Here is a 10,984-nt window from a genome sequence, read left to right as displayed (position 1 = left end):
TGGCCGGTTTTTCTTTGTCACACCAGGCGTTCCACCACCTCGTCCACCGTCAGTACATCGCCAAAGAACAGCATCCAGTTGTTGAGGCTGTGGACATGCTCATAGGGCGTCACGGCGGCCAGCGCGTCGTCGACCATGATGGTGGCGTAGTCCAGCATCATCGCGTCGCGCGCGGTGGATTCGCAGCAGACATTGGTGACGGTGCCGCCGATCAAGACGGTGCGCACGCCCTGCGCCTTGAGGACGGCGTCGAGCTCGGAGGCGCCGGGGGCCAGCGCGCTGTAGCAGCGCTTGACGACCGTGAGGTCGCCTGGCTGTACATCGAGCGCAGGCGGCATCGCAAAACCGGCGTGGCCGCTGCCCAGCTCCAGCAGCCGGCGCGCGCTGCGCTCGGGCGTGAGCATATGGCGGTGGTGGTGCGACCAGAACTGGTCGGCGCCATCGGCGCTGGTCTTGATCCACACGACGGTGCCGCCCTTGGCGCGCAGGGCGGCCGCCAGCTGGTTGACCTTGGCAAAGATCGCACGCGCCGGCGCGCATTCGCCCTGGTAGCCAGGCTGGGTGTAGTAGTTCTGCAAGTCCACGACGACAAAGGCGGTGGTCGCGGCGTCCAGCTGGTCATAGGGGTGGAGCACCCCCTGGCGGGCCAGCACGCGCTCTTCAATCCAGGGCTCAAACTGCATGGGGAATATCTTTTCTGGTGTAGATGGGAAACAGCTCAGGCGTAGCGGTGCTGCACGCTTTTTTCCAGGCGGGTGACGGCCATGTACATCACGGCCGACAGCAGCGCCAGCACGACGATCGAGGCCATCACCACATTGAGCTTGAACACCTGGCTGCCATTGACGATCAAAAAGCCCAGGCCGGCGCTGGAGGACTGGAACTCGCCGACGATCACGCCGATCAAGGACAGACCAATGTTCATCTTGATCGCAGCAATCACCGCGGGCACGCTGCCGGGGAAGACCACATACTTCATCACCTGGGCCTTGCTGGCGCCCAAGGTGGTGGCCAGCTTGATCTTGTTGGGGTCGATGGCCAGAAAGCCTTCATAGACGACCATGATCGTGATGAACAGCGAGATGGCGACGGCCATGCCGTAAACCGAGTATTCCGAGCCCAGCCAGATGTAGAAGATCGGCACAAAGGCAATCTTGGGCATGGCATTGGCGATCACGAGGAAAGGATCGAGCACCTTTTTCAAAAAGCTGCTCCACCACAGCATGGCAGCCGTGCCGATGCCCAGCAGCATGCTGACGACAAAGCCGATCACTGTGGCCTTGAAGGTGATCCAGGTGTGGCCCAGCAGGTCGCCGTTGCGGGCCAGATCGACCAAGGTAGGCAGCACGGCAGACGGGTAGCTGGTGAGCATGGGGTTGAGGATGTGGCTGCGCGCGAGCAGTTCCCAAATCAGCAAAAAGGCCAGCAAGAGCCCTGCGCGGCTCAGTGCCACCAGGCGCTTGCGGCGCTGGATCTGGGCCAGCCACTGGCGGTATTCGGGGCTGCGGGTATCGGCCTGGGCCGGGGCCGCCGTGTTGGTGGTGTTCATGACGGTGCTCATGCTTAGCCTTCCACGTGGGCGTCGATCTCGTCCCACAGCACATTGAAGTAATCGTTGAATTCCGGGCAGCCTCGGGCCTCAAAAGGCGTGGGCCGTTTGCCCCCCTGCGAGGGAAAGTCCATGTGGTGCACCGATTTGATGCGGCCAGGCCGGCGAGAGAGCACGATGACGCGGTCGGTCATCGCAATGGCCTCGCCGATGTCGTGCGTGACCAGGATCACCGACTTGCCTTCGTCGCGCAGCACATCGACCACCTCATCGGCAATCGACAAGCGGGTTTGCGAGTCGAGCGCCGAGAACGGCTCGTCGAGCAGTACCACGTCCGGGTTGGTGACCAGGGTGCGGGCCAGGGCCACGCGCTGGCGCATGCCCCCCGAGAGCTGGCGTGGGTAGTGGTGCAGGTAGTCGCCCATGCCGCATTTGTGCAGCAGCTGCGTGGCGCGCTTTTCGGCAGCGGCCAGGTCCTTGTTCTGGATCTGGGCGCCCAGCAAGGTGTTCTCCAAAATGGTGCGCCACTCGAAGAGGTAGTCCTGCTGCAGCATGTAGCCTATGCGCGGGTTGGGGCCGACGATGGTCTGGCCATCGACCAGCACGGTGCCGCTGGACGGCGGCAAAATGCCCGCCAGGATCGACAGCAAGGTGCTCTTGCCGCAGCCCGACTGGCCAATCAGGCTGATGAATTCGCCTGCCTTGACCGAGAGGTTGATGTTCTGCAGCGCCTGGGTTTCGCCCTGGGGTGTGAAATAGCGCAAGGAGACGTTGTCGACATGGACGCGGTAGGGGTGGGTCATCGCAACTCCTTATTTTTGCGCCAGGCTCTGCACCAAGCCCATGTCGACAAAGCGGGCGTAGTCGACCTTTTTGCCGGCCTCCAGCACGCCGCCTTGCACCAGCATGTCCTGCAGCTGGTCCATGGCCTGCTTCTCGACCATCGGCGTCTTCTTCCACAGCTGCAGCTGCTGGTAGCGCTCAATGGCGCTGACCAGCTCGGCCTTGCTCAGGCCCGTGAAATAGCTGCCCACCAGATCGGCCAGCTCGCCTGCGGGCGCAGCTGCGGTGTACTGCTGGGCTTTCGCCACCGCTTGGGTCCAGGCCTGCACGGCGGCGCGGTTTTTCTTCAGGTAGGCGTCGGTGGTGGTGAACACGGTGTAGTCGACCATGCCCACCTCTTTGCCCACTGCGCCCAGCGGGAAGGCCTTGCCTTGTTTTTCCAAGCTGCTGGCCTCGGGCTCCAGAAAGGTCGCGTAGTCGTTTTGCCCCGCCAGCCAGGCGCCAGTGCGCGCGGCCGGGCCGATATTGCTGACCAGCGTAACGTCTTTCTTCGGATCAAGCCCCTTTTTGCGCAGGGCCGCCTCCAGAAAGATATCGGGGTTGGAGCCCGGGCGGAAGGACATGATCTTGCTGCCCTTGAGCTTGCTCCAGTCAAAATTCGCATCGGGTTTGCGGCCCATCAGCAAAAAGCCGTCAGTGGCAGTCAGTCCGGCAAACACAATGGGTTTGACCGGCGACTCGCTGTTGGCGACATAGATCGATGCTTCGGGGCCAATCAGCACAATATCGGCGCTGCCCGAGAGCAGGGCGGCCATGCCCTTGTCGGTGCCCTGCGAGGTTTTCATGCTCATCTCGATGCCCGCGTCCTTGAACATCCCCTTTTGGATGCCCACATACATGGGAACATAGAGCACCGAGCGCACCACCTCCTCGTACCGTATCTTGTGCGCTGTCTGCGCCTGGGCTGCCGACAGCGGCAGCAGCGCCGCCAGCATGGAAGCAATAACAGCCGCACGGCGGCGAAACATTTTCTTCATACCCACTCCTTGTATACAGAAAATAGTGACGGATGACTAAAAACAGCTTCATGCAAGAACAATGCCGAAATAAATGCTGAATTTGCCAAGGCAATGTCTTGTTATGTATTCAGTATCCAATTTATCGTGCGCGCCGAGGATCGGTGTTAACCATCAGGACTGGGCACCCCTATTGGGTGTAGGGCGAAGTTTTAGGGTCGCCCGAGACAGCCGTTTCAGGGGCCCGCGTTGATGCCGCGGCGAATCGCGAACCCATGGATCCACAGTCTGCGGCGCGCGCTGTTCTGGTCTCGGCCACTCACGGGCGACGAATGGGCGCTACTGGCGCGTTATTTTGGCCAGCCGCAGCACCCGGGCTGGTCGCGCATGCGCCTGTACCTGCGCCGGTTGGGCGATACGCGGCGTGCGCTGTCGTTCAACGGCGGCTTTGTGTCGATGCCAGCCCTCTGTTTTGCAGCATCAGACCCGCGCCAGTGCCTGCGCCTTGGCGATCCATTGGTCGCAGGGTGGCTCGCACACGAGGCCTTTCACCACTGGCAGCGGCTGCAGGGCAGGGCGGTAACCCGGCAGGCATTGGGCCTGCAGTGGCGCTTTTGGTGCCATGGAATCAACCCCTATGCCTATACGTCCAGTGCATCGCCGGTGGAGCTGCTCGCCCAGTTCCAGCAGGCCCAGGTCGAGCAGCAGGCGCAGATGTGGCAAGACGCGGTGATGGCCGATATCGCCTGGCGCCAGGCCGGGCCCGGTGCGGAACGGGAGCGGCTGGCAGCCGCTGCCCAGCGCTGGCATGCGGTACTGCACTGGGTGCAACAACAGGGTGCGTCACACCGGGGCTTGCCGGTCCCCTAAGCGACGGCCTTGTGCCTGGGCCGCTGGGCATACTGGACCGCAACTCGCTTTGAATGTTCGGGACCCGCCATGACCGCTGCTGCAGACCTGCCTGCCTCCACTTCAACCTCTGCCCCGGTATCTGCCCCGATATCCGCCTATTGGCCCGGGCGTGTGCCCCGGCAGCTGACCATGCCGGCCACCTCGGTCTGGGACAACCTGGCCGTCAATGCCCGGCGCTATCCGGACCATGCCGCACTGGTGTTTTTTGACCAGGCCATCAGCTATGGCCAGATGTGCGAACAGACCGAGCGGCTGGCCGCCCATCTGTACCAGCAAGGCGTGCGCAAGGGCGACCGGGTCATCTTGCTGATGCAAAACTGCCCGCAGCTGGTGCTGGCCCATTACGCGATCCTGCGCGCCAATGCGGTGGTGGTGCCCGTCAACCCGATGAATACCGCTGCCGAGCTGGCCCACTACATCAGCGATGCCGATGCGCGCGTAGCGATCACCACCGCCGATCTGGCCCCTGCGCTGTGCCAGGCCAGCAGCAGCCTGCCGCCCGAGCAGCAGCTGGCGCACCTGGTCATCAGCCATTTGTCGGACACCATGCCCGCCGATGCGGCGGCGCAGCCGGATTTTCCACCTGCCTGGCAGCCTTGGCTGCTGGGCAACCAGCCTTTGCCGGGTGCCGATCTGCTGGGTGCCACCACGGTCAGCCGGTGGCTCGATGCCGTCCAGTGCCGTGCCGAGCCCCCCGCCGTGGAGGTAGCGGCCAGCGATATGGCGATCCTGCCCTACACCAGCGGCACCACCGGCCTGCCCAAGGGCTGTATCCATGCGCACAGCCATGTGCAGCATGCGGCCATGGCGGGTGTGCTTTGGGGCCGGCAAAGCACCGAGAGCGTGAACCTCGTCGTGGCGCCGATGTTCCATATCACCGGCATGGTGTCGATCATGCATGTGCTGATTTGCGCCGGGGCCACCTTGGTGATCATGCCGCGCTGGGACCGGCAGCTGGCGGCCGCGCTGATGGCGCGCTACCGGGTGACGCACTGGGCCAATATCCCGACGATGGTGGTCGATCTGCTGGCCAGCCCGCACCTGGCGCAGATGGACACCCGCAGCCTGGTCTACATGGGCGGCGGGGGCGCGGCGATGCCGCAGTCGGTGGCGCAAAGGGTCAAGGAGGTCTGGGGCCTGGACTATATCGAGGGCTATGGCATGACCGAGACCTGCGGCGCCTCGCACGCCAATCCCTACGAGCATCCCAAGCAGCAGTGCCTGGGGCTGCCGCACATCGGCATGCAGTCGCTGGTGATCGACCCCGAAACCTTGCAGCCCATGGCCGATGGTGAGGTGGGCGAGATTTTGGTGCGAGGCCCGCAGGTGCTGCAGGGCTACTGGAAGCAGCCCGCTGCCACCGCCGCCAGCTTCGTTGAGGTGGGCGGGCAGCGCTTTTTCCGCACCGGGGACTTGGGTTACCGCGATGCCGACGGGTATTTCTTTTTGACCGATCGCTTGAAACGCATGATCAATGCCAGCGGCTACAAGGTCTGGCCGGCCGAGGTCGAGAGCCTCATGTACCGCCACCCTGCCATCCTGGAGGCCTGCGTGATCGCGGCCCGCGATGAATACCGGGGCGAGACCGTCAAGGCTGTGGTGGTGTTGCGCCAAGGCCAGCAGGGCCTTGTCAGCGCGCAGGACATCATCGACTGGTGCCGTGAACACATGGCGGTATACAAGGCGCCGCGCCTGGTGCAGTTGGTAGATCAGCTGCCCAAGAGCGGCAGCGGCAAGGTGATGTGGCGCTTGCTGCAGGAAAAGGAGCAGTGACGGGCGAGCGGGAGGCCCCTGTACGGCTTGTATCCGGGCTGTATACGGGCTGTTTGGGCAGATGGCTGCGCTACCACCAGCGCATCAACTGCAGCATCCTGTGCCAGAAACCATCGCCATAGCGGACCGCAAGCTAGGCGCAAACCGCTGCGCAAATGGCACATAGCAAGGCCCATGCAGTCCAGCTGGGATCGGTGTTAAAGCCGATGACACCCGCGATAAACAGGCCCAGCAAGCCACCGCAAACGATGCGGATATTGCGCTCTTCGGTGTCGCGGGGCGGGTCTTCTTGCATGGCTTGACGAGGCAGTGCTGGGCCAGGCAGTGTAGGCGGAGGCAGTCAGCGCTGCCAAGCCTGCCTGGCCTTTCCTGGGGCTGGCACTACAGGCTGCCAGCCTTTTCAATCACCAAAATCCGCGCTTCACCTTGCGGGTGGGCCACATGCTCGCAGCCCACGCCGGCGTGGAAGATATCGCCGGCCTGCAGCAGGGCTTGCTTTTCTTCTCCCGCCTCGCGCCAGTGCATGACGACCATGCCTTGCATCACCGCAAAGACTTCCTCTCCGTCGTTGACATGCCAGATATAGGGCTGGTCCGTCCAGTGCAAACGAACGCTGGTGCCGTTCATCTGGGCAATGTCCTGGGCGCCCCAGGGGCGCTGAGCGGTGAAGTCCTGGCTGCGGATGATGCGTTGCATGGTGTCCTGGCACATAGGCCGCTCAGGCCGTCGCGTTCAGCTCCTGGCTGATCGCCTCGATCTGCTCGGACAGCTCCAGCCAGCGCTCTTCGAGCTGCTCGATCTCGCCATTGACGGCGCTCAGCTGCTTGCCAGCCTCAACGATGTCTGCACCCGGCAAACCCGGGGTGGCGAGCTTGGTCTCCAGCGCATCCCGCTGCGCGTTGAGCTGGGGCAGCTTCTTGTCGATCTGTTCGAGCTCTTTTTTGAAGGGCTTGGTCTTGTCGGCCAGCTGCTGGCGGGCCGCAGCGGCCAGGCGGCGGGCTTCCTTGGGGTCGCCCACGGGCTCGGCCTTGGCGGGCGCAGGCGCAGGGGCTGGCGCGGGTGCCGCAACCGGTGCCGCGATGGGCGCAGCCTCGGCTGCGGGTGCCGGCGCTGCATCCTTGCTGCGCGATTGCATATCGGCCTGGCGCGCTTCCTCGCGCAGGCGCTTGGATTCGTCCAGCAGGTAGCGCTGGTAGTCGTCCAGGTCGCCATCGAAGGGGCCGACCTGGCCGCGACCGACCATCCAGAAGTCCTCACAGACGGCGCGCAGCAGATGGCGGTCATGGCTGACCAGCATGACGGTGCCGTCAAAGTCGTTCAGTGCCATCGCCAGCGCTTCGCGAGTTGCCAGGTCCAGGTGGTTGGTGGGCTCGTCGAGCAGCAGCAGGTTGGGGCGCTGCCAGACGATCATCGCCAGCACCAGGCGGGCTTTTTCGCCACCGCTCATGCTGCCCACGGACTGCTTGACCATGTCGCCGCTGAAGTTGAAGGTGCCCAGGAAGTTGCGCAGGTCCTGCTCACGCGCGCTGTTGCCTTCGCTGCCTATTTCCTTGGCCAGGCGGATCATGTGCTCGAGCGGGTTTTCGCTCGGGCGCAAAACGTCCAGCTCCTGCTGGGCAAAGTAGCCGATATTGAGGCCCTTGCCTTCGGTCACGGTGCCGGCCAGGGCCTTCATCTCACGGGCAATGGTCTTGACCAGGGTCGATTTACCCTGGCCATTGGCGCCCAGAATGCCGATGCGCTGGCCTGCCAGCACCGAGCGGTTGACGCCTTGCAAGATCGTGGTCTGCTTGCCGTCTTCGTCCTCATAGCCAAAGGCGGCATCGGTGATCGCCAGCATTGGATTGGGCAGGTTGGCTGGCTCCTTGAACTCGAAGGTGAACTCGGCCTCGGCCAGCACGGGCGCAATTTTCTCCATGCGGTCGAGCTGCTTGACCCGGCTTTGCGCCTGCTTGGCCTTGCTGGCCTTGGCCTTGAAGCGGTCAATGAACTTTTGCAGATGCGCCATCTTCTCTTGCTGCTTGGCAAAGCTGGCCTGCTGCAGCTCCAGCTGCTGGGCACGCAGCTCTTCGAAGCGGCTGTAGTTGCCGCCGTAGCGTGTCAGTTGCCCGCCCTGGATCTGCAGGGTCACATTGGTGATCGCGTCGAGAAATTCGCGGTCATGGCTGATGGTGATCAGGGTGCCGGGGTAGCGCTTGAGCCAGGCTTCGAGCCAGACGAGGGCGTCCAGATCCAAGTGGTTGGTCGGTTCGTCGAGCAGCAGTAGATCGCTGGGGCACATCAGCGCGCGGGCCAGCTGCAGGCGCATGCGCCAGCCGCCCGAGAAGCTGTTGACCGGGTGCTCCAGCTCCTGGACCTTGAAGCCCAGGCCCAGGATCAACGCCTGCGCGCGCGGCACGGCATCGTGGGCGCCAGCATCGGCCAGGTCGGCATAGGCCTGGGCGAGGGCCATGCCGTCGCCGGACGCCTCGGCAGCCTCGAGCTGGGCCTGTACTTCAACCAGGCGGGTGTCGCCCTCCAGCACGAACTGGGTGGCCGATTCCTCGGTTTCGGGCATGTGCTGGGCGACCTGGCCCATGCGCCACTGTGCGGGAATGTGGAAATCGCCACCGTCTTCCGTCAGCGAGCCGTTGAGCAGTGCAAACAACGTGGACTTGCCAGCGCCGTTGCGGCCAACCAGGCCCACCGATTCGCCTGGGTTGATGGTGGTGGTGACGCCGTCAAGCAGCACTTTGGTGCCGCGGCGCAGGGTGATATTTTTCAGCGTAATCATGAATGGCCTCGATTATCGCCGCCCTGGGCTTGGCACAGCGCTATGCGGGGCATAGCGGACAGGGGTTGACTGTGCGCAGTGCATGCGCAAGGCGCTGTTGCAGGCCCAGGTAGGCCAATGCCGCATGCCCTTGTAGGAGGTAACAGGTGTTGAACGCTGTCACCAGCCTGGGCCTACCCAAGCATGGGCCGCAGCGCCATACTGCGGTCTGCAAACGCCATATGTCAGAGATGGCAACCACAAGGACAGTGCTATGACAACAGCCTCTGAAATGCATGGACGGCCTGGTATCGACCGCCAGTCAGGCACCAGCCAGGATGCTGGCGCTGCACCGCCGGCGCGGTCCCATTGGCAGCTGGCCGACATTCCCTATGCGCAGATCGACCATGGCGCGGTGGCGAACGACGAGGACATGTTCTATTTGCTGATGAGCGCCTCCTTTGTCGAGACCGGCTCGGACACCTATGCCACCAATCTGGGCGCGCACTACGCCCAGTACCCAGATATCCAGCATTGGCTGGAAGCGCGCTGGGAGCATGAGGAGCTGCAGCATGGCGCATCGCTGCGGCGCTATGTGGAAACCGTCTGGCCCAGCTTTGACTGGCAAAAGGCCTATGACAGCTTCTTCGCCGAGTACTCGCTGCTGTGCACGCAAGAGGCTTTACTGGAGGACCCGCGCCTGGAGATGGTGGCGCGCTGCGTGGTGGAGACCGGCACCACGGCCTACTACCACACCTTGCGCGGGCTCAGCCAGGAGCCGGTGCTCACCGAGCTGCTGGGCCATATCCGCAATGACGAGGTCGGCCACTTCAAGCATTTCTTGAGCTACTTCAAAAGCCTGCAGGCCCAGGAGCCCGTTGGCCGGCTGCGCATTGCGAAGGCGCTGTACAGCCGCTTGAAAGAATTGCGCGAGAGTGATTCCGATGTGGCGCTGCGCCATGTGTTCGCCAACAAGGGCGATCTGTTTGCCGACCGGCAGCGCAGCTTTGACGATGTCGCCCAGCGCATCTACCACCTGATCAGCACCGGATTGCCGGCCCAACTGGCAGTGCAGATGCTGCTCAAACCCTTGCTGCTGCCGCCCAAGCTGGAGTCCTGTCTGCACCGGCCGATCAGCCGGCTGGCCTGCAAAATGCTGGCCTACTGATGCAAGCCGAGCTGGGCCTTCAGAGCTGCGTAGGCTGTTCCTGCGTCCAGTGCATCAGCGCTTCGCGGGTCAGCAGCAGCACCTGGTCGTCGCCGGCGCTGGTGTCCATCCAGAACACCGGCAGGCCAGGGAAGGCGGCTTCAAAGTAGGCGCGCTCGTTGCCAATCTCCAGCACCAGCACACCGTCTTCGCTCAGGCGCTGGGGCAGCTCCAGAATCAGGCCGCGCACAAAGTCCATGCCGTCCTGGCCACCAGCCAGCGCCAGCACCGGCTCGGCCTGGTATTCCAGCGGCAGGCTGGCCATGCTCTGGGCGTTGACATAGGGTGGATTGCAGAGAATCAGGTCCCAGGGGCCGCGGGCGTTGGCCATGCCGTCTGATTGAACCAGCTGCACGCGCTCTTGCAGGCCATGCTGGTCCACATTGATGCGGGCCACGGCCAGCGCATCGGCAGACAGATCAGCGCCGGTGACCTGCACATCGGGGTAGGCCATGGCGGCCAGGCATGCGAGGCTGCCGTTGCCGGTACACAGGTCCAGCACCTGGCGCGTCTTGTCGCTCAGCCAGTCGTCAATGCTGCCATCGGCCAGCAGCTCGGCAATCAGGCTGCGCGGCACGATGGAGCGCTCGTCGATGTAGAAGGGGACACCTTGCAGCCAGGCCTGCTGGGTCAGATAAGCGGCTGGCTTGCGGCTGCGGATGCGCTCGGCGATCAGTTGCTCGAGTTTGCTGCGCTGCACGTCACTCACCGATTGGCTTGCGACTGAGTCTGCGCCATCCGGGCTGGTGTCGCTGTCCACCGGCAGACCCAGTGACCACAGCACCAGCCAGCTCGCTTCGTCCTGCGCATTGGTCGTTCCATGGCCAAAATGCACACCGGCAGCGCTGAGCGCTGCTGCGCTGTCATCAATCAGGGTGCGGATGGTGGTCATGGCTCAACTCAGGCAAAAATCAAAGACCGCCATTGTAGGCTTGATGACAGCTGCGTGGCACCAGGCAAGGCTGCCGCCAGGGCTATCTGGGTATTGGCTT

General features: G+C 63.5%; 11 protein-coding genes. 3 read left to right on the top strand and 8 right to left on the bottom strand.

All coding sequences use genetic code 11. The features are described from left to right. Nucleotides 1-17: 17 nt before the first annotated feature. The 4 genes from ACPEE1_RS13195 to ACPEE1_RS13180 are packed head-to-tail and all read right to left on the bottom strand — an operon-like array spanning nt 18 to nt 3,369. Nucleotides 18-683, bottom strand: coding sequence for an isochorismatase family cysteine hydrolase (locus tag ACPEE1_RS13195; protein ID WP_116925555.1), 666 nt, complete (start codon nt 681-683; stop codon nt 18-20). A gap of 35 nt (nt 684-718) precedes the next feature. After that, the gene (locus ACPEE1_RS13190) at nt 719-1,561 is read right to left on the bottom strand and encodes an ABC transporter permease (RefSeq protein ID WP_232539332.1); all 843 of its coding nucleotides are present in this window, start codon (nt 1,559-1,561) and stop codon (nt 719-721) included. Between the two features lie 2 nt (nt 1,562-1,563). Beyond that, complete coding sequence (locus tag ACPEE1_RS13185; RefSeq protein WP_021024935.1) at nt 1,564-2,352, bottom strand: ABC transporter ATP-binding protein; 789 nt, start codon at nt 2,350-2,352, stop codon at nt 1,564-1,566. A 9-nt stretch (nt 2,353-2,361) separates the two neighbouring features. Beyond that, nucleotides 2,362-3,369 (bottom strand): ABC transporter substrate-binding protein, encoded by a 1,008-nt coding sequence (locus tag ACPEE1_RS13180; RefSeq protein ID WP_260719509.1) that lies wholly within the window; start codon nt 3,367-3,369, stop codon nt 2,362-2,364. A gap of 231 nt (nt 3,370-3,600) precedes the next feature. On the opposite strand from ACPEE1_RS13180, the gene ACPEE1_RS13175 reads away from it, so the two are divergent. Both ACPEE1_RS13175 and ACPEE1_RS13170 read left to right on the top strand, forming a co-directional pair. Next, entirely contained in the window at nt 3,601-4,218 is a 618-nt protein-coding gene (locus tag ACPEE1_RS13175; RefSeq protein ID WP_423933060.1) for a hypothetical protein, read from the top strand. 69 nt (nt 4,219-4,287) lie between these two features. Beyond that, nucleotides 4,288-6,033 carry a long-chain fatty acid--CoA ligase gene (locus ACPEE1_RS13170; protein ID WP_182341131.1) on the top strand — a complete coding sequence of 582 codons (1,746 nt, stop codon included), beginning with the start codon at nt 4,288-4,290 and terminating at the stop codon, nt 6,031-6,033. Between the two features lie 133 nt (nt 6,034-6,166). Here ACPEE1_RS13170 and ACPEE1_RS13165 read toward each other — a convergent pair whose 3' ends face one another. The 3 genes from ACPEE1_RS13165 to ACPEE1_RS13155 all read right to left on the bottom strand — a co-directional run bounded on the left by ACPEE1_RS13165 (nt 6,167) and on the right by ACPEE1_RS13155 (nt 8,806). Beyond that, the gene (locus tag ACPEE1_RS13165; RefSeq protein WP_182341133.1) at nt 6,167-6,328 is read right to left on the bottom strand and encodes a hypothetical protein; all 162 of its coding nucleotides are present in this window, start codon (nt 6,326-6,328) and stop codon (nt 6,167-6,169) included. 86 nt (nt 6,329-6,414) lie between these two features. After that, nucleotides 6,415-6,729, bottom strand: coding sequence for a cupin (locus ACPEE1_RS13160; protein WP_182341136.1), 315 nt, complete (start codon nt 6,727-6,729; stop codon nt 6,415-6,417). Between the two features lie 22 nt (nt 6,730-6,751). Further along, nucleotides 6,752-8,806 (bottom strand): ABC-F family ATP-binding cassette domain-containing protein, encoded by a 2,055-nt coding sequence (locus ACPEE1_RS13155; RefSeq protein ID WP_182341139.1) that lies wholly within the window; start codon nt 8,804-8,806, stop codon nt 6,752-6,754. Nucleotides 8,807-9,059: 253 nt separating this feature from the next. Between ACPEE1_RS13155 and ACPEE1_RS13150 the strand changes: the two genes are divergently transcribed. Beyond that, nucleotides 9,060-9,953: a ferritin-like domain-containing protein gene (locus ACPEE1_RS13150; RefSeq protein WP_232539333.1), complete on the top strand. Its 894-nt coding sequence runs from the start codon at nt 9,060-9,062 to the stop codon at nt 9,951-9,953. Nucleotides 9,954-9,972: 19 nt separating this feature from the next. Here ACPEE1_RS13150 and prmB read toward each other — a convergent pair whose 3' ends face one another. Next, entirely contained in the window at nt 9,973-10,884 is a 912-nt protein-coding gene (gene prmB / locus ACPEE1_RS13145; protein ID WP_182341142.1) for a 50S ribosomal protein L3 N(5)-glutamine methyltransferase, read from the bottom strand. Nucleotides 10,885-10,984 lie beyond the last annotated feature (100 nt).

It is taken from the genome of Comamonas sp. 23 (genome assembly GCF_049601575.1).
GTDB lineage: Bacteria > Pseudomonadota > Gammaproteobacteria > Burkholderiales > Burkholderiaceae_C > Comamonas > Comamonas squillarum.
The sequence above is the reverse complement of the archived record's forward strand: the minus strand, read 5'-3'. Positions and strand labels throughout refer to the sequence as shown.